Annotated in this window: 18 protein-coding genes; 11 read left to right on the forward strand and 7 right to left on the reverse strand. The window is 40.2% G+C overall.

Annotated features, from left to right (window positions below; all coding sequences use genetic code 11):
* Positions 1-89: 89 nt before the first annotated feature.
* From CBM24_RS05580 to CBM24_RS05605, 6 genes are all read right to left on the reverse strand, one after another.
* A complete protein-coding gene (locus CBM24_RS05580) occupies positions 90-656 on the reverse strand; it encodes a Crp/Fnr family transcriptional regulator (RefSeq protein ID WP_088160474.1) in 567 nt (188 codons plus the stop codon).
* A 12-nt stretch (positions 657-668) separates the two neighbouring features.
* Complete coding sequence (locus CBM24_RS05585; RefSeq protein ID WP_088160475.1) at positions 669-1943, reverse strand: adenylosuccinate synthase; 1275 nt, start codon at positions 1941-1943, stop codon at positions 669-671.
* A gap of 122 nt (positions 1944-2065) precedes the next feature.
* A complete protein-coding gene (locus tag CBM24_RS05590; protein ID WP_088160476.1) occupies positions 2066-2647 on the reverse strand; it encodes an NAD(P)H-dependent oxidoreductase in 582 nt (193 codons plus the stop codon).
* A 58-nt stretch (positions 2648-2705) separates the two neighbouring features.
* A complete protein-coding gene (locus CBM24_RS05595; protein WP_075994658.1) occupies positions 2706-3272 on the reverse strand; it encodes a Crp/Fnr family transcriptional regulator in 567 nt (188 codons plus the stop codon).
* A gap of 113 nt (positions 3273-3385) precedes the next feature.
* Positions 3386-3853, reverse strand: a complete 468-nt coding sequence (locus CBM24_RS05600; RefSeq protein ID WP_088160477.1) for a cupin domain-containing protein — start codon at positions 3851-3853, stop codon at positions 3386-3388.
* A complete protein-coding gene (locus CBM24_RS05605; RefSeq protein ID WP_088160478.1) occupies positions 3850-4842 on the reverse strand; it encodes a zinc-binding alcohol dehydrogenase family protein in 993 nt (330 codons plus the stop codon). The genes CBM24_RS05600 and CBM24_RS05605 overlap by 4 nt, the downstream gene beginning before the upstream one ends.
* Before the next feature lie 158 nt (positions 4843-5000).
* Between CBM24_RS05605 and CBM24_RS05610 the strand changes: the two genes are divergently transcribed.
* Positions 5001-5387, forward strand: coding sequence for a winged helix-turn-helix transcriptional regulator (locus CBM24_RS05610; protein WP_075994659.1), 387 nt, complete (start codon positions 5001-5003; stop codon positions 5385-5387).
* 4 nt (positions 5388-5391) lie between these two features.
* Here the strand turns inward: CBM24_RS05610 and CBM24_RS05615 are convergent, their stop codons facing one another.
* Positions 5392-5865 carry a DinB family protein gene (locus CBM24_RS05615; protein WP_075991343.1) on the reverse strand — a complete coding sequence of 158 codons (474 nt, stop codon included), beginning with the start codon at positions 5863-5865 and terminating at the stop codon, positions 5392-5394.
* 194 nt (positions 5866-6059) lie between these two features.
* On the opposite strand from CBM24_RS05615, the gene CBM24_RS05620 reads away from it, so the two are divergent.
* The 10 genes from CBM24_RS05620 to CBM24_RS05665 all read left to right on the forward strand — a co-directional run bounded on the left by CBM24_RS05620 (position 6060) and on the right by CBM24_RS05665 (position 23518).
* Positions 6060-6680, forward strand: a complete 621-nt coding sequence (locus CBM24_RS05620) for an RNA polymerase sigma factor (RefSeq protein ID WP_075991344.1) — start codon at positions 6060-6062, stop codon at positions 6678-6680.
* Positions 6681-6740: 60 nt separating this feature from the next.
* Positions 6741-7940 carry a FecR domain-containing protein gene (locus CBM24_RS05625; protein WP_088160479.1) on the forward strand — a complete coding sequence of 400 codons (1200 nt, stop codon included), beginning with the start codon at positions 6741-6743 and terminating at the stop codon, positions 7938-7940.
* A 132-nt stretch (positions 7941-8072) separates the two neighbouring features.
* Complete coding sequence (locus CBM24_RS05630) at positions 8073-11537, forward strand: carboxypeptidase-like regulatory domain-containing protein (protein WP_232475688.1); 3465 nt, start codon at positions 8073-8075, stop codon at positions 11535-11537.
* A gap of 4 nt (positions 11538-11541) precedes the next feature.
* Positions 11542-13275, forward strand: coding sequence for a DUF4397 domain-containing protein (locus tag CBM24_RS05635; RefSeq protein WP_088160480.1), 1734 nt, complete (start codon positions 11542-11544; stop codon positions 13273-13275).
* Positions 13275-14480 (forward strand): hypothetical protein, encoded by a 1206-nt coding sequence (locus tag CBM24_RS05640; RefSeq protein ID WP_088160481.1) that lies wholly within the window; start codon positions 13275-13277, stop codon positions 14478-14480. The genes CBM24_RS05635 and CBM24_RS05640 overlap by 1 nt, the downstream gene beginning before the upstream one ends.
* Positions 14481-14491: 11 nt before the next feature.
* The gene (locus CBM24_RS05645) at positions 14492-15613 is read left to right on the forward strand and encodes a fasciclin domain-containing protein (RefSeq protein ID WP_088160482.1); all 1122 of its coding nucleotides are present in this window, start codon (positions 14492-14494) and stop codon (positions 15611-15613) included.
* Positions 15603-16946, forward strand: a complete 1344-nt coding sequence (locus CBM24_RS05650; RefSeq protein WP_088160483.1) for a fasciclin domain-containing protein — start codon at positions 15603-15605, stop codon at positions 16944-16946. The genes CBM24_RS05645 and CBM24_RS05650 overlap by 11 nt, the downstream gene beginning before the upstream one ends.
* A gap of 3 nt (positions 16947-16949) precedes the next feature.
* Positions 16950-17948, forward strand: coding sequence for a fasciclin domain-containing protein (locus CBM24_RS05655; protein WP_088160484.1), 999 nt, complete (start codon positions 16950-16952; stop codon positions 17946-17948).
* 100 nt (positions 17949-18048) lie between these two features.
* On the forward strand, positions 18049-21300 hold the full coding sequence (locus CBM24_RS05660; RefSeq protein WP_088160485.1) for a carboxypeptidase regulatory-like domain-containing protein: 3252 nt from the start codon (positions 18049-18051) through the stop codon (positions 21298-21300).
* A gap of 61 nt (positions 21301-21361) precedes the next feature.
* The gene (locus CBM24_RS05665; RefSeq protein ID WP_088160486.1) at positions 21362-23518 is read left to right on the forward strand and encodes an IPT/TIG domain-containing protein; all 2157 of its coding nucleotides are present in this window, start codon (positions 21362-21364) and stop codon (positions 23516-23518) included.
* The last annotated feature ends 8 nt before the right edge of the window (positions 23519-23526 follow it).

Here is a 23526-nt window from a genome sequence, read left to right on the forward strand (position 1 = left end):
ATCGCAATGATCGGAGTTGATCGAAAGGATTCGTATTCGTGTGACTAATGCATTAGGGGGCGCGATTTAATTTAGATGCTGCGAGGGGATTAGATATTTTTCCGAATCCGGCTCAGGGATGATGCGGTAATCCCTAAATAGGATGCTAACATGGCTAATGGAACACGATTGGCCAAACCAGGGTAAAGCTTTAAGAACAGGAGGTAACGGTCTTTGGCATCGAGATTCATCATGGTATTTGCCGTTTTTAGCTTACTTTCCACTACAAAACCATAAAGTTTGGCCATTAACAATGGCCAAACTTTAATTTCCTTTTCAAGGAGCGTAAAATTGTCAAAATCAAGGCTCCAGATCTCGGTATCTGTGAGGGATTCTATATAGTCATTGGACGGTGTTCGATCCAAGAAGCTCTGAAGATCTCCAATAAAACGACCTTCATAAATAAAATAACGTGTAAAATCATCGCCTTTACTGTTGTAATAGAGCGAACGGAATACCCCCGATTCCACAAAAGCAATGCTATTGTTTACTTTACCGCAAGCGACAAAATAGCTTGACTTTGGAATATGCTTTTTTTCGAATGCCTGTCGAATTAAGTTCTCTTCTCGTAAATCGAGCTGTCCAAATTTTCGGATGTATTCCAGTAATTGCTCCATGTTACCTGTATATTACTTCGCTAAGTTAATCAATTCTTCACGTTGAGGTCCTGTTGAAAGATACTTTATGGGAACTTGTAATTCTTCTTCTAAAAAGGAGATAAATGCACCAAAGGTTTCTGGAAGTAACTTTGCCTGCTTGATATTAGAGAAATCGGTATTCCAACCTTTTAAATATTTCCAGATCGGTTTAATTTCTTGTTCAGCGGATTGGGGAAATGCTAAGGAAATTTTTTGTTCATCTATTTCATAATGTGTACAGACGGGGATGGCAGCCATTTCGTTTAAGATGTCGGCTTTCGTAAGAACAAGCTGAGTGACTCCATTTAACATGATGGCATATTTTAATGCTGGAAGATCCAGCCAGCCGACACGACGGGGACGCTTGGTATTGGAACCGAATTCAGCTCCTTTTTCCCGTAAATCATTGGCAGCTTGTCCTGTGATCTCGGTTGGGAAAATGCCATTACCCACACGGGTGCAATAGGCTTTTGTAACGCCATAAATTTTGTCCACCAGTTTAGGCGACACGCCCAAGCTTACACAGGCTGCGGAGGCAATCGTATTTGATGAGGTCACATAGGGATAACTTCCATGGTCGATGTCAAGTAGGGTTGCCTGCGCACCTTCCGCCAATACCTTCTTGCCATCTTGGATAGCCTTGTTAAGAAAGATTTCAGTATCTATAATTGATACTTGCTTTAACGAAGTGCATCCTTGAATAAAATCGTGATAGAGCTCTTCGAATGCAGGCATTTCTTGCCCGAGAAGCTGTAGTTCATTGTATTGACGATTTAAAATTTGATATACGTCCGTATTAAAACTATCCGAGTGAATATCACCAACACGAAGGTTCTGTCTTAGTATTTTATTGGAATAGCTTGGCGCAATTCCATTTTTGGTCGTTCCTATCGTGCGATACAATGGAGACTGTTCCATATAGATATCCCAATAGCGATGGGTAGGTAAAACGAGATGCGCTTTTTGGGATATCAAAATCCTATTGAAGAGATCTTGATCTGGCATAATGTGCGCTAGTTCTTCAATTTCCGCTTTGAATGCTAATGGGTCAACCACCACACCGGTGCCAATAATGTTTTTGACATGCGACGAAAAAATTCCCGATGGGAGTAGTTTAAGCGTAATTTTGTTACCTTGATAATAAATACTATGTCCGGCATTCGCGCCTCCATTAAATCGAGCGATAATGTCATAGTCGCTTCCGATCAGATCAATGAATTTTCCTTTACCTTCGTCTCCCCATTGGAGCCCAATTAGAATGTCCATATTGCGTTTGTCTTGAATTTATGGTCAAAGCTAGGGCTTGCAAAGCGGAGGACAATTGCCATTTGGCAAAAAGTGCTCCTCATTATCATTTGACAAGCAGTCTTAATGCGTTTAGATTGCGCTTAAGCTTGTTTGTGTCCCAACTGTTGTACTTTTTGTAGCCATTTATTCCGTTTAATAGGATCGGAAGTTTTGATAATTCCGATATAGGTGACTTTAACGGGCGATATTCCACAAAATTGAAGGATGGATCTTTTTAGTTGATTAACACTTGGTCTGCCGTAAACTAATGCATAATACCAACTTGGTTGATCGAGGGTTGTAATAATTCGGGCAGATTTTCCTTTTAGCAATTTGTCCCAAAAAAGAGAATTTTCGCGGTATTGAAAGGCCCGTCCAGGTAAAAATAATCTATCGATAAAGCCCTTCATCAAGGCAGGAAGACCGCCCCACCAAACGGGATGTATCCAGACCAAATGATCGGCCCATAAGATGTCCTCCCAGGCAAGAAGTAGGTCCTGCTCAAGTTCTGTCCGTTTACGATAACCAAATTCAAGGTTTGGATTGAAGTCCAGGTCAATAATATGGATTGTTCGTACTGTAGCTCCGGACGCTACCGCAGCTTCTTGATAAGCATTTGCAATGCCAAAATTGAAGGATTCCCGATTCGGGTGACCATTGATAATCAGTATTTTTTTCTGCATGATGTCGTATTACATCACAAAAGTAGCGATAGAACCACCGTCTTTATAGGACAAATGTCTAAAAAGAAATTTCGCTGCGAATACGACTTAAATGACGTTGTGTAATGCCCAAATAGGATGCAAGATATTGTAAAGGAAGTTGTTGGATAAACTCAGGATGATCTTTGAGTAAATTGGCATAACGTTGTGATGCGGTTTCTTTTTGCAATTGAAAGACGCGCTTTTCAAGCTCAAGATATTGTTCCTCGGCAATCATTTTAAGGTACTTTGTCCATTTTAGGCTATTTATAGCGAGTGTATCAATGGTGTTTTTTTTGATCGTCCATAGTTCGGCAGGGGTGATGGCCTGCATGGTCTCCGTACTCGGCCCGCCTGTAATAAAGGAGGAGTAGGCCGCTATCCAAGTATTGGGAAAGCGGAAACAATAGGTAATATCTTCCTTGTTTGCACTGCTATAATAAGAACGGAAGATCCCTGATTGTATAAAAGCAACCTCATGACAAGGTTGATTCTCTTTAACAAAAAAGTCGTTTTTGTTCAGCTTTCTGTATTCAAAAAGCTGAACAATTTGATTGATCTCTTCTTCCTCGAACAGATGCAAAGACCGAAAATATGCTGCTATCATGAAGTCCAAACTTAGAAAAATTGCGGTGTTCATGCAAAATAAATTCGATGTGATTCAATCGACGCTATGTTTAGTTTGCCGATTGAGCAATAGGTAGATTTTTAATTCGCGTTTTAATTCGCATCGATTAGAATTGCCAATTGCAGGCACATTTGATCGGAACGATTGCTCCATGCATGATTCGTGCCACGCTGGATGACAATATCGCCGGCCTGTAAAAGCGTTTCTTCTGTGTCTGTAATCAAGTAAATCTCCCCTGAAAGAATAACGATGTAATCTAAACTTGCTGTCTGATGCATGAGGGGATGAGAGGTGCCAATCGCTGTTTCTATACCAAGGTCCCGATCAGGTGGGATCTGTACATAGCGGAAGTACGTGCCATTTTTGATGACTTGGGGTATAGCAGTGTTTTCTATGGGATGCTCTTTCTCAAACTTGGCCGGCATTTGACTGGTTTGCCAGATATCGGAAATAACGAGATTGGGATAGTGCTCCGATACATTATCGACCAATGCATCCGCTTCGATAAAGGATTTGCCGGCACGTATGCCTGTCACGATTCGTCTAGGTATAGTTCTCATTGATTTTGTATAATTAATTTATTGCCTTGAGTCTGGTTGTTTTTCAACATTAGATGCCCTTTTTCTATTGTTTCGGGGCTCAGTTTACCAATAAGATAAATAGGGGCGGATTGAATAATTTCTTGCTCAATATTGTGTCTGATCCGATCCAGCCCATTTTTGAAATAGGTATAATTTAGTTTTTGCGCGTGGATAAAGTTGGATATATTGATGATCTGTGCGGCCGAACTAAATAGTTGGCCTCTTGCTGTCGCGGTCGTAAAATGTGTGATGTCGATATAAGTTCCATAGGGTTTTAGTACTGCGGCGGCAACTTCCGAGAGATGCTGACCCACCGCATCGATAGCGACATCAATACCCTGCTGATTACTTCTACGCTTGATTATTTCCGTTAAATTCTCTTTTCGATAATTGATGATGCTGTCTTTTTGCAGTCCTAGTTGGTGTAATTTTTCAATACTGCTTATACTTCCTGCAGTTGCCACGATATTTTTAATGCCGTTAGCCAGGAGTAATTTTAATACAAAAAGACCCACGCCTCCAGACGCGCCGGTTAGGAAAATATGGTCTTGCGGATTAATTGTTGCTCTGTCGAAAACCTGTAATGCGGTGATGCCAGCGGTAGAAAGTGCTGCTGCTTGCTCAAAAGAAATATTTTTTGGCTTAGGGGCAACGAGGCCGGCTGGTAAATGAATGTATGCTGCATAGGTCCCGTTGCTGCCCATGCTACCACAGGCAAAAAACACTTCATCTCCAATTGCATATTCACTTACTTCTGAACCTTTATCTGTAATAATTCCTGCCCCTTCTCTACCAAGTATGGGGGAATATAAATAACGTCGTTCAAATTCATTTTCACGCATTTGGTAGTCTATGGGATTGATTGCGGAAGCTATTATTTTAATTTTCACCTCGTTGGGCTTCAATGGAGGAAGGTCAACGTTGGCATTTATCAAATGATTGTCTTGATCTAATATAACGGCGTTCATAACTCTATCTATTTTAAGGGATGAAAAATCAAATTGAAAATAATTTACACTGCATCCATAGATTTTACATCTTATATAGTTGTTATGACAAATCTACCTTTCCTTTGCTATATATTTGTTGGTAGTTAACAAGTGGTAACTAGTTGTTAGAAATCAATATGGGACAAGTTTTTGACGGAAATCAAATGCGGGAGGCGAGTTGTACAGAAGAATTGCGCGCTATGCGTGACGCGCTGGATATTTTGGGTGGAAAATGGAAATTGATGATATTACGTTATTTGGCTAATCGGGAGTTGCAGGAAATCCATTTCAAAAAAATGGAACGGGAGATTCAGGGAATTTCTGCAAAAGTGTTGACAAAAGAACTTCGAGACCTTGAATTAAACTTGTTAGTCGCCCGCCAGCCAAGTGAAGACCCCGTAAAAGTGTTTTATAAAATTACGGCCTATGGTAAAAGTGTGTTCCCCGTCACCGAATCTTTGGTCAGTTGGGGTTTGGAATACCGAGAGAAAGTGAAACAGGAACTCGCTGTACTAGCGAAATAACAATTTATTCCGATTGACGAATTACCTTTTTGATCAGTGAAATCTGACCAAGGTGATAATAGCTATGTTCGATTACAGCTTCGATATTTCTGAGGTAAGATCCATACTTTTTATCAATAAATGGCTGGTCGAAGAGGTTTTCTTCAAATTGGGCAATGCTGTTGGCAAATGTGGCTGCGTTTTTTAGGAATCGATCTACGAGTGTATCCCAGTCTGCTTTGGATCGGATAGGCGGGATATCAAAGCTATACTTATCGCTGATTTCCAATTTTCCGTGTTTAAATGCCATCAGTAACCCCTCGAGGTAATAATTGATATGATAGGTTAGGGCAGCGATGGAATTCAGATCATTTATTTTGATTATGGCTTGTTTCCAGGTCGTGTTCAATAGTTGTTCCTGATAGTTGGTGTTGGCAATCCAACGTCCATTCAAAAAAACTTCGCGAAGTCTGTCTGCAAGAAATATACGTCTTTCCATTTTGTGTTAAAATTTTCCAATGATTAGTTTTTTCCTGCCTTTTTGCCATTATTTACCCGTTATAGCTATAGGAAGAATTAGTATTGATTTTCTAATTCCAATTTACATACAATTTTCCTATTCTTCATCTTTGGTTAATCTCTTGTTAATAAGACTTTCCTTTTTTTGTATAAAGTCATTGTTACCAAGATATCATGTTTGCACTAACCGGAAAAGATCTAAGAAATATTTGGGACCAATTTGTGGCAGAGGAGTGTGAAGAATCATTTTATACGTTATATAAACATTATTACCACTATCTCTCTTATTTGGGGCTAAAAAAGAAAATGTCGGTACAGCGTGTTCAGGATAGCGTGAATGATGTGTTTCTACATCTATGGGAGAAAAAGTCTAGCAATCGTCAGATACGTAATCATCATAATTATATTATTACGGTTTTCTTTCAAAAACTTTTCCGCAAGGAATCACTGAAGCTGACAGATTTGGATTTTGTGGAAGAAATCCATGATCCGTCAATCCATCACTCTGTTGAAGACCAACATATCCGTGCGGTAACAACAAATACAGTAACACAGTTGGTTGCAGAGCATATGGAGCAATTAGGGACAAAACAACGATTGGTGATTTACCAACGATTTTTTTTGGATCTTTCTTATCAGGAAATCGCTGATGCCAATCAGGTTTCGATCCATACGATCTATAATACCATCTATAAATCACTAGAAAAAATAAAAAATAATCTTTCTAGTGAACAAGAAATCTTTCTTAAAGTTGCCGTAGGGCTACTTTCTTCATTTTTGTTGATTTTTTCTTAAAAACGAGTAGTGAAAAAATGACCCTGCCCACTCTATTGTATAAATTACGATTAGAGTAGTATGAACGAACTTAATTTGCAAGCGTTATTATTGGACGAATCTTTTGTGAACTATTGTAAGGGAACAAATAAAGAGGATATCGAAAAATGGGAAAAATGGTTACAAAAATATCCTGAACATAAAGCGTCCATCGCGGAGTTGCAGGAAACCATTGTGGCAATGGGACATTATGCGGGCGAACTATCCGTTCAAACAAACTATGAGCGTTTGCAGTCTCAAATAAAAAAGCGCGCTAACCAGCACAGCTTCATAGAAATTGGTACGGCTGTCTGGTTAAAAATTGCGGCGCTCCTAGTCGTTGTTGGCGCTATCTCACTGTTTCTATTTAAACAACAGCTTGCTGAAGAACAGCCAAAAAACGTACAGCATATCGGTGCTCCGGGAAAGGATGATGCCTTATTGACATTAAAAGATGGCTCCGTTGTTTCCTTAGCTGATATAAAGAATGGAAGTGTTGTTGCACTTCAGGGCGGGGTAGAAATACAAAAGAACAACGATGGTGAATTGGTGTATAAGGCTGTTGAAAAGGAACGGATTGCCAGTACAGCAATGAATAAAATTGCGACGAATAGGGGAAATCAATATCAAATTATATTGCCAGATGGATCGAAAGCTTTCCTCAATGCAAATTCAACCCTGACATATCCTTTGAAATTTAGTGAAAACGAACGGCATGTCCATATGACCGGAGAGGTTTACTTTGAAATTGCAAAAATTGAGACGGAAATGGGAGGGGGAAAACGAATTCCTTTTTACGTGGAGACAGCAAATCAAAAAATAGAGGTACTTGGTACGCATTTCAATGTCAACGCATATGATGACGAACCTTATACAACAACAACTTTATTGGAGGGAAGTGTACGCGTTAGTTCGAAAAAAAGAAATGAATCGGTGCTCTTAAAACCAGGGCAGCGGGCCTTGTTAAATGAAGCCCTGCGTGTAGAAAATGTGGATATTTCTCAGGAAGTAGCTTGGATAAATGGTGACTTTGTTTTTAAAGGAGAGGAGTTAGTAAGTCTGCTGCGTAAAATTTCAAGGTGGTACAACGTGGATGTAACATGTCCTGAACGACTTGAAAAGTTGAAATTTGATGGTATGGTATCGCGTTCTCAACCGCTATCTACCATTATTGATATGTTGCAAACAACAGGAAAAGTAAAATTAACGCTAAATGGAAGGAGGCTTATTGTGATAGATTGACCTATCTAATTTTTACGATAAGCCGGATAAAAAACAACCAAAGGTGCTGGTAACACCTTTGGTCAATGTGTTAAGCTTATCGATCATGTTGCGATTCAATGATCATCAAATAATATTAACAACAACAAATATATGAGTTTTTATCAATGCATGCGTGTTATGAAAATCACCATGGTATTTTTAACTTGTTTGTTGGTGAAAGTCAGTGCGTTTACTTACGGTCAACGTATTACACTTAACAAACAAAATAGTCATATCCCAGCTATATTAAAAGAAATAAGGCAGCAGAGCGGTTATGACTTTTTTTACGATAATGGGCTCTTTAATCGAGCAAAACCCGTTAATGTCAATCTAAACAATGCAACTGTTGAAGAAGCATTGAATATATGTTTTGCAGGACAACCGTTCGGTTATGTTGTGAAAAATAAACTGGTTGTTGTTACGGCGCTTCAGACTGCGCTGGAAAAGCCCGCCGATGTATTGCAGCAGCGCTTGGCTGGTCGAGTCATTGATCAACAGACAAAAAGGACATTGGCCAGTGTTTCAATCCGTGTTAAAGGGACATCTGGAGGAACGAATTCTGATGCAAATGGAAACTTTTCGCTATCGATTTCTAAAATTCCTACTGTTCTCGTTCTTTCCTATCTGGGCTATCAGACCAAGGAAATTGAAATTAATGATGTGAAGGAAAACCTTGTCATTGGGTTGAACCCTCTTGCTACAGCATTGGAAGAGGTCACCGTTCAGGCAAGGCGTAAAATGAACACTGAAACGGCCGTGCTGGAAGAACGTAAACGCGCTTCTATTGTACAGGATGCTATTTCGGCCGAATTGATTGAGCGTACGGCCAGTATCACGACTACACAGGCATTACAACGCGTTACTGGTGTTACGGTGACTGATGATAAATATGTTGCGATAAGAGGGCTAGGTGATCGATCTGTGATCGGTCAGTTGAACGGCGTAAGATTGGCTTCATCTGATCCTGACCGTAGTGCCATCCCGTTGGATCTCGTTCCGGCTTCTTTATTGGATAATATTACCGTTTATAAAACAGTAACACCAGACAAACCTGCCGATGCTGCTTCGGGTATCGTTGAGCTCAAAACGAAATCTGTGCCTGAGAAAATGACATTTGAGCTTATCGCTCAAACCGGGCTCAATTCGAACATTGGTTTGGGGGGGAATTATAACAGCTTTTGGAACAGTGAGATGGGATTATTGGGAACACGAATCAATAAAAAAGACCTTTCCTCGGATTTTCTAAATCTTGCAACGCAATATCCCAATGGATTAAGTTCTATCCAGGATATGATCGCCAATAGCAACTATAGTCCCTCAGGATATCAGGAGGTAAACCGGGTTAATACAATTATGAAAGGGTTTGATCCCGTTATGACGACTCGATACCGCCGCGCACCCATGAATCAACTTTACTCGGCAACATTCGGTAATAGTTATGATGTTTTTGGAAAACACAAACTGGGGATTGTCGTCGGAGGAAATTATTATAGAAGAACCGCTGATATTTATCAGGGCGAACTGACCCAGTATAGCATCTATCAAGGGGTAGTGACTGGTAACCCTGATATTTTTAGTTTTAGGAATATCCCTAATTATATTACACCGAATAGTCTTTTTATGGGGAAGTATCAAACTTATCGTGAAAATACAGGAACCGAAACACTAAACTATGGTACACTTGTAGGGGGCACCTACCGTTTTAATCCACAGCATGAGGTCAGTATGCAATATTTGGGAAGCTGGGGAGGAGAGTCTATCGCAACAAATTTAAATGGACGCTATGAGTATTCGGGCTTGCCTGGCGAAGTCAGAAGTACTATTCATTCGCTTAAACAGACTTTCCGTAATCTGAATACCTTTAACCTACAGGGCGAACATAAGTTTTTGAAAAATGAGCTCTCGCCTCGTTTGAGTTATAATGTTGCAACGTCAAAGTCCACGCAGAATGACCCGGATTTTAGATTTGCAAGTCTTGTAGACTACAAACCTCGGGGTGGGGGATGGTATCGACGTCCCATTATAGGTGAGCAGGCTCATTTTGATGACTATGTATATTCTGAACATCTCTATGCACTTACATCGGGCTATGTAAACGGATTTGGAAATTACGGTATTATTCAAGCGGAACCTAATGGTCGGAGATGGCGGAATTTGAACGAAGATAATTTTAATGCAAAAGCTGATCTGAGTTTTCCTTTCAGGCTATTGGGTGAAAAGCAGTTGTTTAAAACGGGGTTCAATTATTTATTTAGGGATCGTAAATTTACAGAAAACCAGCTGTTTCTGCCAGGTTCAAATTTTACGGGTAATAAGGCCATTCCTTTGTATGACGTCCAAGGCAATTTAGACCGTTTGGTAAGCAATGAAATTGTAGGTGTTGTATTACCAAAAGCGGGACAGGGTGAAGGTATGATGCCAGTAGGTGGATTTCTATACAATAGCCAAAAATCGCCAAATAACTACAAGGGTTATTTTGAAACCAATGCATTATATGGTATGCTGGATCTCAAGATTGCTGAACGATTCCGCATGGCTGGAGGAGTTCGGTTTGAGATGACAAATATTGGTTCGGCAGTGGATACTACTAATGTATTTTTAGACCCTGCACTGACCGCAACATCTCCAGATGGTACACGCATTCCACTGGATCCGATTAATCCCAATTCTGTCTATAAAACAAAATATAAACCATTCTATTCAGTCAATGCAACCTATACGTTGAATGACAACATGAATTTTCGTGGGGCCTTCAACACGACCCTGGCTAGACCTGAATTGCGTGAGATTACCAATGTATTTGAATTTGATGCCTTTCAAATGGGCTTAGTTGTTGGTAATCCCAATTTGAAAAACCAATATACCCAAAATGCGGATTTTCGTTGGGAATGGTTTCCTGCTAAAGGAGAGGTTATTGCCGTGTCAGCTTTTGGAAAGCGTATAGAAAATCAATTGGTTAAGGTATTTAATCTAAAAACCCAAGGGTTAGCTGCTACTTATCCGGAATTTCCAACCATCCAATTTCAGAATGACGGTAATATTGGTAAGGTATGGGGATTGGAATTTGAAGTTGTCAAGAATTTGGGAACCTTATATGATCCTTTAAAAAACTTGTTTTTGGGTACCAATCTTTTATTGGCACAAAGTGAAATTAAAAAATCTGAGGAGCGTTATGAAGCAAATCGTTCACTGGATAGATATACGCCAAAAAATAGTCCGTTGTTTGAACAGGCTCCTTATTCGATTAATGCTTGGTTAAACTATGATAACGACAAATCAGGAACCGATCTCACAGTGACCTTTAATATGGTTGGGGAACGCTTAGTCCAAATTAATCTGACAGGGGAACCGGATCTGTATACACAGCCCGTGCCTTACCTTGATTTTGTTTTTTCCCAAAAGCTAAATAAACGGATCTTGTTTAAAGGCTATGCCAAAAATATAATGAATCCCGCTATTAAAACTGTTTATGCAAATCCGCAAACCGGAGGAAAGTGGTATGGAAATGAGTATATCAACAGAAGTTATAAGCGCGGGGCAGAAATTATGATCGGTTTTACCTATAACTTATTTTAATCTAATGAAAATCAGTATGTTTAAGCGTGTGGGGTGTCTGTTTTTTGGTGTTACAGCTTTATGTTTTTTATCCTTTGTTTCTTGTAAAAAGGAAAAACTGGATGTGATTAATGACAATCGTCCTGTAACTGAAAACCGGCCAAATTCAAATACTAGAATTGTTAATCTATCTGACTTCAATCAGGTTATTGCTAATGGCGACAGCTTGACAAGTTTTGTTGTGTTGCATCCGTTAAATCCGGGGAATCATAAATATCCTGGAACGTCATATTTCCCAACAGACGGACGTTTGACAAAGACATGGACAGTTCCACAAGATCTTTTTGATCAGAAAGAAGAGGCAGACCTTACGTTTGCAGCTCGCTTTTATCAGGGTTTTGGTTTGAACCATGATTTTAAAGTCAAGGTTGACAATAGTTATGAGCAACCTAAGGATTATTTTTTGCTTCCTTCCTTAATCATGAATGGTCAACCTGAAGTTGTTGCATTAACGCGGGCTATGACTAGTCCCAGTAAGCCGGACCATTTTAAGATTCGGATTGTTAACCTAGCTGGAGCGATCAAAAACCCTTCCAATGGCATGGGCGGTGCACAGGAGAATCTCGTTGGTGCAATATCGTTAGCTTATGCTGATGGTACTTTGGTTGATCAAAAAACGAATGATATTTCTGTCGCACGTCGCAATTCAGACTATATTGAACTGCCCTATGGGACCTATCAGTTTAAAATATTGCTAGCAGATGGTAGACCCCTTCCTTCTTTGGGCTCAGGACGGTTTGAATACGGGCTCATTGATTTACCGACTTCCACCATTCCAAAAGATTATGCGAAGTCCACTAATTTTGCTTATGCTCCGATTCAGGATTTTCAACCTGGAGGTGTTTATACGATCGTAGTCACGCCGCAGCGATTTAGTTATTTCTCAAATGAAATGAACGAAACAGCTGAGGCCTATCAAAATTCGTTTCAGATTATCACAGACATTGCAGCGCAGGTTAATCAAAGTTACTTGAGGATACAAGGTGTAAATGCATATAAGGATCAATCGATAGGGTTTAGGGTCGATGGAAAGGTTATTGCCAGCGGTATTGGATTTGGAAAGGGAAGCAATTATAGTGTGTTTACCCAGAAGCAATATGATATAGAGGCTATAGATGCAACTGGAAACGTACTCGCTACAATAAAGCAGGAATTGCGGAGCAATCAAAATTATACGTTATGGCTCTATCCTGACCTAAATGGAAAGGCTCAGTTGCTTCTCATTTCCAATGATCTGAGTGGTACACTCCCTTTACCGGCTGAAGATGATGGGACATACAGTCGGCTAGCTTTTAAATTCTTCTTCTTTAATCGCTTTTTAAATCTATCGGCAAGCAATCCTTATATCACCTTTACACTGCCTAACGGACAGCCTTTCGGGAACAGTGGCAATGTAAATCTGCAACCTGGGATCCCTTCGATTAATATGCCTTATACCAATGTAAATATTATGACGAATCCCTACGCAATAATGGCGTATCGTTCTAAACCTGATGTAATACCGGGTGTCTGGGCCGACGATATTGACGTATTGCAATCGACGGAGTTTATAGCAAATAAATCGCTGTATACAACCATTGGAAGGCCTCTACCAGCATTTGAGCCAGGAATTTATACTGTAGCGTTGATTGGAAAAAATGGTTCGGGATCGTCCGATAAAGAAAAAGCGCGAATGATCATTATCAAACATAATAAATAATGAAAAAGCAAAATATATCAAATCGTATTTGGCTAGTGGCCATTTTTATACTATCGCTTGCTTCCTGTACGAAAATTGAATATACACAGATTGCCGAGCCGGCTTATCTACGTGTTTTTAATAATGTCAATTACGTACAGACTATGGGTAGCAAGGATGATAAAGTACCTTATTTCTGCATGCTTATCAATCCGAAAATAGGATCTGATGGAAAATTTACAGGAGCGGAAATTATAGGTGATTTCTTGGATAAAAGAGATCCTTATGCTCCCCCATATCCTTCTCACATCGGGAACAGTACAGACCCAAGCAATCCCGAATATCCAGGAAAGGAAAATGTCCTAGTCGGTCCTATTTTAAACGGATTTGACTTAAGTAGCTGGGCTCAGGTACCCTCAGGCGAGGTAAGAGTCGTATTTGCGTATCGTCCAAAAAATACGGTACCCTTCTTTGAATTGGAAGATCGTTTGAAAAATGACATTCTGATTGACACGGTGATCAATCTTCAAAGTAAAGAAGTTTATACACTCCATCTTTTGCAAAGGGATTTTATAAAGAAGGATCATGGAATCTTATTGAGACATGAAAATTTCTATAAGCTCCCATTATCAGATTCATTGGTGTATGTAAACTTTTACAATATGAGTTCAAAAGGGTTCTGGGAAGCTGATGCAAGCTTAAAAGATGATGATTATCGATTGAAAAGCTTCAAAAATGGCGTCAAAGAAGAAATGAATGTGTTTTTGTCACTTTATGAAAGTCAGGAAGAGCTCAGCCATTATGCTGCGAAAGTAAATGGTTACCAAGGGCGTTTTTTGACAACCGTTAAACGTAATACAAGTTCAAATGAAGTGAATGCATATGCAAGTTTTCCGTTATGGGCGAGTAGTAAATCCAACGGTATCCGCACAGCTATTTGGCAACGATTTGACTTTTTTACACTTGGAATGGATCCTGTCACGAATCCATTTTATGATAGTGAGACAAATACAGGTAGCAACTGGGCTGTACTTAATTGTCTCCTGAACGGAAAAGTAGGATTGACCAGTAATGAAAACGGAACACTGCTTCCAAATTTGTTGGTCAATGTACATTCGGGAAAGGATAATCCACGCACTTTCGCAACGGTCAATACGATCGAAATTGTCAATGGTCGCGTCTACCTAACTACCATACAACGAAAATATGCTCCACCTATTTACTAAAATTAGCAGAAATGATTCAATATAATATCAAAATAGAACAGAAGGTTTCACTGCTTCATGCTATGGGCTGGTTTTCTGCGTGCTTATTTATTTTGTTGCTACAAGGCTGCAAACATGATAATCTCACGGTGCCTCAACCTAATGAAAATATACGGCCGGCCGCCGACTTTATTCACAACAATTACGAAATGCGACTCTTTGATGCGGCGCTGGAGAAAACAGGTCTGAATGTCGAACTAAATGGTAATGGGCCATTTACAGTTCTTGTGCCAAACGATCTCGCTTTTAATGAGATCGGTGTGTTTCGTCCAGCTGACCTTGATCGAATGAATAAGGATAGCTTGCGGAGACTGATTTCTTATCATATTCTCCCAAGGCGTCTTTATGTGAGCGATATTCCGAGCAATTCGGTGGATTTTAGGTATGCAACACTGGAAGGTTCCGAATTGTACGCCTCAATCGGTTCTATATCACCCGGGGCTATTACTCCAACAAATATGCTGTTTTTTAGCGGAGCGAAAGCGGTCCGCAAAGACGTGGTTTTATCCAACGGAGTGTTGCATGTGCTGGATAAGGTAATGAAACCACAATTTGAGAAAAATATTCAGGATTGGCTCAGTGACAAGAAAGACTATACTGTTTTTGTGGCTGGACTGAAGAAATTTGGTCTGTGGGGACAGCTGGCTGAAAAAGGCCCATTTACGGTATTTGCACCAACAAATGAGGCCCTAGAAAAGAGAGGGGTTACGATAGAATTTTTGGATAGTGCTGTTCCACAGAATTATGTCGCTGAGGTATTGTTTGGTGCCTACATCATGTACGATAAACATTTTTTTATATCGGATTCGCAAGTTTTTACTGTCATTAATTCGAATGGTAATTACAAATACCACTTGAAAGACAAAATACATTATATGGAATATTTTGCCAATGAAGCCTATCCGACCTGGAAACTAAGTTATAATATGAGACTCCGGGACAATGATACTTTCTATTCGATTATACTCGCTGATGTAACGTATGCTGTCGGCGCTAAAATGGACTATTTGTGTAGTAATGGTTTGGTTCATGATTTAGATCAAGGATTAGTAAGCCCAGATCAAGCGATAAAAAAAGGAAAAGATGAAAAATAAATCAATAAATGCCGTTTGGCATATACTGTTGTTATGTACTACTGCTGTGTTTGTACTGCTATCTTGCCAAAAAACTGAGTTCATGCCGGAGCTTGTGGGTGAGGAAGTTCCTTATAAAAATGAAGCTTCACAAGATGTTACGCAACTATTGACAAAGCATAATGAAGCAAAAGTTTTTTTAGCGGCTTGGCAGAAAAGTAACATTGTAGCATTGATCAAGGCTGCTGGAGTCAATACAAAAGTGACCGTATTGGTCCCAACCGATAATGCGTTGAAGCAAGCTGGAATAACATTAGAGACTATTCAAAAAATGACTACTGAGGAAGCTGCCGATTTCATTCAATTTTACAGTTTTTTAGGAGATCTTAATCAAATTAAACTTGGTAAATATAGTCTCATGGTTCGCTCGATGTTAAAAAATCAAAATTACCGCGTACCTTTTTATGATAATACCGAGCCTGTAGGAAGACGTTACGATATCTATGCTTATCGTCATTATCTCGCTGTGAAAGATGGCGATTTGCTAGTCAATGGTAAGTCTAAAGGGAAATTAGCCTATGAGCCTGCGACAAATGGCGGAGTCTATATGTTGGAAAAAGTGATCGAAAAACCGGTTATGACCATATTGGAGGCGCTAATAGCCGACGGAAGGTTTACCTTTTTTGTGGAATCCCAACGTTTGTCCGAGGAAATGTTTTATGAAAAAATGTTGGATGATATTGAACCTCTATGGGGATATCGTATGAGTAAAGAGGAGTTTTTGAGCTATTATCCAGAGGTTAGAGCTCCCTATCAACGAGGCTGGGATGTAGGTGATGGCCCATCTTACAATGAGGCACCTAATCTTACCCTGACAGCCACCTTTGCACCAACAGATGATGCCTTTCGAAAAGCAGGGTTTAATAGCGTGGCCGATATTTTGGCTTTTAATGCTAAACGGGGAGATGTAAGATATGACGATATGTATTTTGAACCACGAGGAGCATATCCGACAGATACTTTATTCAGTTTTCATCGCAATTGGGGCAGAGTGTTTGCAACTAAAGATCCTTCTTATGGCATTGCGCTATCTAATAATACCGTCTTTTATAGTAATGATTTGGCCCCGACCTTGTTAAATGATTACTATGTGAATATAGGGGGGAATAGTCAGGTTCAATACGCTTATAAGATGCCGTTAGCTTTTTCTAAAAATGGAAACCAGATCCAAATGAAAATCAAAGAAGCCGAGCAAGCACCGATCAATATTATTGAGACAGATATCAATACGGTCAATGGACCGATCCACGTTGTTGATAATCTACTGCTTCCAAAAGGATTTAAACTTAAATAAAAGATGAGACGACATAATTTTAGTTATAGCAAGTGTAGCCTATTTTTGCTGACGATCAATCTATTATTTGCTTGTAAAAAGGAAGAAAACACGACGAATTTTGATAATAATAAGGTCAACTTGGTCGTTGCTGATAATTTTAATTTATCGGTATTTAATGCTGCATTACGCGTCAGTAATATGGATAAGGAGTTGCAAAAGGGCGAAGGTCCCTATACTTTGCTTGCTCCATCCGACAATGCCTTTGGAAAGGCGGGGTATCCAACTGTCGTGAGCATGCTGTCTGAACGCGCAGCGATAGTTTCTAATATCGCTAATTATCATATACTGGATGGAAAATATGAGCTCAATAAGCTTCCTTTTCTGTTCAATCAAGAATTGAAAACACGTCGCGGTAAGGTTTATGCCACACATTGGGTAAAAGGAGCTGATACAGTACTGACACTGAATGGAGCGCGTATATTGACACAAAATTTGCCTGCATCTAATGGACTGATTCAAGTGCTCGACCGCGTTATGACTCCCTATGTACATGATAAGATTGTCGATGCTATCAACGCAGATGCGAGTATCAGCATATTTGCTCGTGCTATAAAAAGGACCGGCATTTTATCCGAAAAAACAAATCAGGGAGCCTATACAGTTTTTGCACCAAATAATGCTGCAATGACTCTGCTGGGATTTCAATCCGTGCAGGATGTGGAGCTGGCCAATTTAGACGATCTGAAAAAATTAGTCCGCTATCATATTCTCCATGACCGTCGTTTTGTGTACGACTATATCTTGAGTACGGGTAATACAAATATGTCTAAGCAAACCATGCTAGATGGTAACAGTGTAGAGATTAAGTTGGTTCCAAATACCAGCTCTCCGGGCTCTTTTAGCGGTATAACACTTCGGGGTTTGGGAAATACAAATGATGTCTTATTACAGAAACAGGATATCCTTACCGGAGATGGGGTACTACATATTGTCGATCAGGGGCTCCGGCTAACACAGTAATAAGAAGATTTATCTAACGAATTAATGAAACATAGCAATGAATAGATATCAATATGACAGTATATGCTTAGGAAGATCAACCATGACTTTCTATCCTATAATGTCAATACTAAAGCTAATTTTACTCTTTTTGTTTCTTTTGCAAGCGATCAATTCTTTTGCGCAGGAAACTTCGGGTACAATTAACGGAAAGGTGCAAAGTAGCAGTGGAACTCTTGTGGAGAAGGCGACCGTTACTGTGATACACACACCGACGGGGACCCGTTATGTGCAATCGACCGATAAAGATGGATGTTTTACTTTAAATAATATTCGTATTGGAGGTCCATATACAGTTGATGTAAGTAGCATTGGATTACAAACAGAACGTAAAGAAAATATATTTGTGCGTTTGGGAGAAACCTTGCAGACGGATTTTATTATGCAACAGCGTAATGAAACACTTAGTGAGGTCGTTGTGACTGGTCGGAAAGCTGATACAAGGGCAGGGACAGTAGGGACCGGAAATCATTTCAGTGGCGAGCAAGTCAGGAATATGCCTACAGTCAACCGTTCGATTACCGATGTAACTCGGCTTACACCGCAAGGAAGTCGCGATAATAGTTTTGGTGGTACAAACTTTAGGTATAATAATGTCACGATAGACGGTGCCATCAATAATGATGCAATAGGTTTTAGCCCCTCTCTTGGCGGACAAACGGGGACCTCAGGAATGGCGGGGAGCAGTACAAGAACAAACCCCATATCAATAGACGCCATTCAGGATATGCAAGTATATTTGGCTCCCTACGATGTCAAGATTGGAAATTTTACAGGCGGCTCGGTCAATGCTGTCACTCGAAGTGGTACAAACCAAGTCGAAGGTTCGGTTTACGCCTATGGACGGAATGCCGCATTAACGGGTAAGGACCGTGTGGGAACTTTGGGGAAAATGAATAAAGATTTTTATGATTATCAAACAGGTTTCCGAATAGGGTTTCCTTTAATAAAAGATAAATTATTCTTTTTCAGTAATGAGGAGTTTACCAGGCGCCAAGATCCTACGCAGTTGCGTGTTGGGACTATCGAAACAGCTCAGATTCTGGAGCAGCGCGATGTAGAAGCAATAGCCGAAGCCGCTCGTTCTCGCTATGGTGATATTTTTAATATTGGAACCGCAGGTAATTATACAAATTGGTCCCGGTCAACCAAGTTTTTCAATCGTTTAGACTGGAATATAAATGCCAAACATCAGTTGGCAATCCGTAACAATACAATCTTTAGTAAGGCAACTCATATGGATCGGGATCAACAGGATTTTCGGTTCAGTAGTATGGCCTTTGAACAAGAGAACAACCAAACAAGTACCGTTGCGGAATTGAAAAGTAGATTTAGTAATAATCTTTCTTCCAATATTGTGTTGGGATATACACAGGTAAATGATCGACGTGACCCCTTAAGTGATCCTTCCTTACCTCAGGTACAGATACAAGGACGTACACCGGGCACAACAATTTATCTTGGAACTGATCGTGAAGCTAGTATATTTAACATGCGACAAGGTACCTGGGAGATTACGGCCAATCTAAATTGGACAAAAGGTAGGCATAAATTGTTATTTGGAACACATAATGAGCTTTATCGCATTCGGTATGGGTTTGTTAATAGTTGGAATGGCCGGGTTGATTACAATAGTATTGCAGATTTCGTCGCTAATGTTCCGTATCGTGTAAGAGGAAGTTACAACTATAAGGATAATTCACGTTCTTACATTTTGGATCATCCCGCGGCTAACTTCTCTGTTGATATGTATAGTCTCTACATTCAGGATGAAATCCGTATAAATGATCGTTTCCAAATCATACCTGGACTCCGTGCTGATTTGGCAGCATTGCCAACAATGCCGACACGGAGTGATAAAGTAAATGACATGTGGTCTGACCCTACTTTCGGTACAACCTACACCTATACACCACCGAATCGATTAAGAAATGAGTTTCTAAATAGGATACAGTTGTCTCCGAGAATTGGCTTTCGATGGGAGGCAATGGACAATAAACAATTGACTGTACGGGGGGGCGCCGGTTTGTTTACAGGGCGTATACCGTTTGCTTGGTTGGCTTATGCATACTATAATACGGGTAACAGTTACGGTGCTTTCGATCAAAAAGCAGATCAGAAACCATTTGCACCTGGGTCTGACCCTATAAAGCCAAGTCCGAATGGAATAGGTGAGTTTATAGCGCAGAATGGCGCTATCATAAATGATCCAAGTACCGGAAAAACGCAGGTTGATCTGGTCGATAACAATTTTGTGCTGCCACAGGTGTTGCGGTCCAGCTTGGGCATAGATTACAAGGTTGAAAGCTGGAAATTTACGGTTGAAGGTATTTATACAAAGAATATTAAAGATGTTCTATTTCAGCAGCTGAACAACAAGGATAACCCATTATGGTATGGGTATGACGTCAATAAACAACAACCTGTTTATAGCGGTACTGTGGATAATCGTTTCTCGAATGTATATCTTCTGAGTAATACCAATCAGGGGTACCGCTACAGTATAACAGGGACCATTGGGAAAACGATCAAAGAAAAATTGAATGCTACACTGAGTTACACCTATGGAGAATCAAAGGATTTAAGTAATGGCGTACGTAATTCTATGGAAAGTAACTGGCAACTGAATCAGTCACTTATTCCTAATAATCCAAAGTTAGCTTACAGCAATTTCGATATCCGTCACCGTATCGTTTCGAGTATAAATTACGAACAAACTTGGCGTAATGCAGGACGCACGAATTTTACCTTGTATATCAGTGCGCAATCTGGAAGTCCATTTACCTATGGTATCGTCAATAATGGCATACAAGGCTTGCCACAACAAGTAAGTTTGGTTTATATTCCAAGACAGACGGAAACAATTCATTACTTTAAAGATCTTGCAAATGGTCTTTCTGCGCAGCAGCAAGCAGATGCTTTTAATAGGTTCATTGATGGTAATGATTATCTAAGCTCTCGTAGGGGTGATTTTACAGAGCGTAATATGGGACGTACACCATGGAATGTACAGGCAGATCTTCGAATTGCACATGATCTCTTTCTTCAGAAGTCAAAGAAACAATTTATAACATTTTCGGTCGATGTTATGAACTTGACTAATCTAATCTCCAAGAAATGGGGTATTCAGTATTTTTCACCCAATACATTTAATTCGACGAGTAGTGTGGGCCTTACCCCATCATTATTTCCGCCGAGGCAAAATGCTGATAGCTGGCCCGTATTTACCTTTAGTGATCCTGGGCAACCTTATAGCATCGATTATTTTAACTCAAGAGCACAAATACAATGTGGGGTTCGATATACATTCTAGTTTGGTCATTTGGGAAAAACCTAAAAGGATAGCGGATATATAGTTATAAGAATTTATTCCAATGAAAAATACAATTAATCTAGTCATCATATCTATATGGATGGCTATTGCGACGATCAGTTGCAGTAAAAAGGAAGAATTGGTCGATAAAATTCCGGCTAAAGTGGATAGTTATTACCCTAATTCTGGTAAAGCTGGCACACTAGTTACGATTGAAGGACAGGGCTTCAGCGGGGCAATTACAGAATTTTCTGCAACAGTTGCAGGGAGTTCGGCAGAGGTGATTAGCGCTACTCCAACATCGGTTGTTTTACGTGTGCCAAAAGGTGACAAAAGTGGAGGAATTGTCTTGAAGTATGGAAGTAATAGTTTTGATGTTGGTACTTATACCTATCAAGATCTTTCAGTCTCAAAAATTTTTCCGACAAATGGTACAGGAGGCACCCAGCTACGGATTGATGGGGAGGGGTTTGGTAGTACCGATAAACCTGCAGAAGTCTATGTTAATGGCAAAAAAGCTTTGGTTGTAAGTGTTACAGATAAAGTAATCGTTGCAGAAATTCCCGAAGATGCGGGGTATGGTGCTGTAGAAGTTCGTGTGGATGGTAAAAAGTCGCAAGGACAGAATTTTACTTATCAGGTCGTCCGCAGTATTAAACCATTAACAGGTGGGGCGGGAACCAAAGTTACCCTAATGGGTGAAGGCTTCGAAAAAGCCAGTTCGGGGAATATCGTTGATTTCAATGGAAAGATCGCGGTCGTATTGGAATCTAGTCCTGAAAAAATTGTCGTAGTGGCTCCAGCTGGCGTCAGTACAGGACTTCTATCTGTGAATATCAATGAACAGAAAATTTCGGGTCCGAAATTTACGGTTGTAGGCAAGCCTGAAATCGGCGCAGTCTCTCCTTTGAGTGGCCCAAAAGGGGCTGAAATGACAATAAGTGGGCTATTGTTTAGTAAAGAACTTGACGAAAATCAGGTTTTTATAAATGGAAAGCAAGTTGCTGTTTCTTCAAGTAGTGAAAATCAGCTGAAGTTGATCATTCCTGGTGGAACTGGATCTGGAAAGGTAAGGGTTGTAGTCAACGATCAATCCGTGGAAGGACCACAGTTTAAGGATCAGACGCTTGGTATTCATTCTATAAGTCCAGACAATGGTTTGGCGGGAACAAGTGTAACCCTATTGGGAACCGGATTTAGTACAAATGCTGCCGAAAATAGGGTTTATTTTAATGGTGTTTTGACCCCTGTGACCAGTGCTAGTGAGAATAAGTTGGTTATGGAGGCACCACAGGGTGTTGCAACAGGCGAGGTAAAGGTAATCGTTGGCAGTCAAGATGCTTTAGCACCGCAGCCGTTCCGTCGCGCAGGTGTAATGACATTCGTCGGGGGGCCAGGAAGTACGGTATTCGGCAACAACCTAGCTGGAATGGCGATAGATGCGCAGGGAAATTTATATGTCGCAGATCCAGAGAATAAACAAGTTAAAAAGGTGTCCCCGACTGGAAGTGTATCTATTTTGCAGGTAGATGGTGCCAATGCTGTATTCGACTATCCTACAGGAATAGTTGTTGACCCACAAAACAATATTTATGTCAGCGATCAGCGAACAAATCAGATCTTTAAAATTACACCTGCGGGCAAACGCACTATACATGCAAAAGGATTTTCTCCGGGTTCAATGTGTTTAGATCTGTCAGGGAATTTATATGTCGCAGTAGCTGGTTTTGCGCAGGGTATAAACAAAGTCAACGTGGCTGGAAATTATACTAAGGTACCCGGACCTAGTTGGGTAATGGCTAAGCCCTTTGTGGATAGTCAAGGAGTTTTATATTATTCGGATCAGAACACGAGCAGCAATAACGGGATCGAAATTGTAAGACCGGGTGATGCACGTGGGGAACGTTGGGTTGGCGGTTCGGATGCGGGCTATCAAGATGGGATTGGAACGAACACATATTTCAACGGAATAGGCGGTATCACAGCAGGATTAAATAACAGATTGATTGTTGCCGATAACTACAATTATGCTATTCGGGAGGTCAATATGTCGACACGAGAAGTGACTACTTTGATAAAGGGAACGAATGGATATGTGGATGGGACTTTATCGACAGCACGGTTTGGTCTTATAAAAGATGTGGTAGTAGATAAAGATGGTAATATCTATCTTCTGGATGTTGGTAATAAAGCTATTCGGAAACTGTTTCTGAAATAACAATTGTA

It is taken from the genome of Sphingobacterium sp. G1-14, from assembly GCF_002196555.1.
In the GTDB taxonomy this organism is placed as follows: Bacteria; Bacteroidota; Bacteroidia; order Sphingobacteriales; family Sphingobacteriaceae; genus Sphingobacterium; species Sphingobacterium siyangense.

What these genes read in the sequence shown, in the direction of transcription:
- CBM24_RS05580 (WP_088160474.1), bottom strand. Translation starts at nt 656, where the DNA reads ATGGAGCAATTACTGGAATACATCCGAAAATTTGGACAGCTCGATTTA.
- CBM24_RS05585 (WP_088160475.1), bottom strand. Translation starts at nt 1,943, where the DNA reads ATGGACATTCTAATTGGGCTCCAATGGGGAGACGAAGGTAAAGGAAAA.
- CBM24_RS05590 (WP_088160476.1), bottom strand. Translation starts at nt 2,647, where the DNA reads ATGCAGAAAAAAATACTGATTATCAATGGTCACCCGAATCGGGAATCC.
- CBM24_RS05595 (WP_075994658.1), bottom strand. Translation starts at nt 3,272, where the DNA reads ATGATAGCAGCATATTTTCGGTCTTTGCATCTGTTCGAGGAAGAAGAG.
- CBM24_RS05600 (WP_088160477.1), bottom strand. Translation starts at nt 3,853, where the DNA reads ATGAGAACTATACCTAGACGAATCGTGACAGGCATACGTGCCGGCAAA.
- CBM24_RS05605 (WP_088160478.1), bottom strand. Translation starts at nt 4,842, where the DNA reads ATGAACGCCGTTATATTAGATCAAGACAATCATTTGATAAATGCCAAC.
- CBM24_RS05610 (WP_075994659.1), top strand. Translation starts at nt 5,001, where the DNA reads ATGGGACAAGTTTTTGACGGAAATCAAATGCGGGAGGCGAGTTGTACA.
- CBM24_RS05615 (WP_075991343.1), bottom strand. Translation starts at nt 5,865, where the DNA reads ATGGAAAGACGTATATTTCTTGCAGACAGACTTCGCGAAGTTTTTTTG.
- CBM24_RS05620 (WP_075991344.1), top strand. Translation starts at nt 6,060, where the DNA reads ATGTTTGCACTAACCGGAAAAGATCTAAGAAATATTTGGGACCAATTT.
- CBM24_RS05625 (WP_088160479.1), top strand. Translation starts at nt 6,741, where the DNA reads ATGAACGAACTTAATTTGCAAGCGTTATTATTGGACGAATCTTTTGTG.
- CBM24_RS05630 (WP_232475688.1), top strand. Translation starts at nt 8,073, where the DNA reads ATGAGTTTTTATCAATGCATGCGTGTTATGAAAATCACCATGGTATTT.
- CBM24_RS05635 (WP_088160480.1), top strand. Translation starts at nt 11,542, where the DNA reads ATGAAAATCAGTATGTTTAAGCGTGTGGGGTGTCTGTTTTTTGGTGTT.
- CBM24_RS05640 (WP_088160481.1), top strand. Translation starts at nt 13,275, where the DNA reads ATGAAAAAGCAAAATATATCAAATCGTATTTGGCTAGTGGCCATTTTT.
- CBM24_RS05645 (WP_088160482.1), top strand. Translation starts at nt 14,492, where the DNA reads ATGATTCAATATAATATCAAAATAGAACAGAAGGTTTCACTGCTTCAT.
- CBM24_RS05650 (WP_088160483.1), top strand. Translation starts at nt 15,603, where the DNA reads ATGAAAAATAAATCAATAAATGCCGTTTGGCATATACTGTTGTTATGT.
- CBM24_RS05655 (WP_088160484.1), top strand. Translation starts at nt 16,950, where the DNA reads ATGAGACGACATAATTTTAGTTATAGCAAGTGTAGCCTATTTTTGCTG.
- CBM24_RS05660 (WP_088160485.1), top strand. Translation starts at nt 18,049, where the DNA reads ATGTCAATACTAAAGCTAATTTTACTCTTTTTGTTTCTTTTGCAAGCG.
- CBM24_RS05665 (WP_088160486.1), top strand. Translation starts at nt 21,362, where the DNA reads ATGAAAAATACAATTAATCTAGTCATCATATCTATATGGATGGCTATT.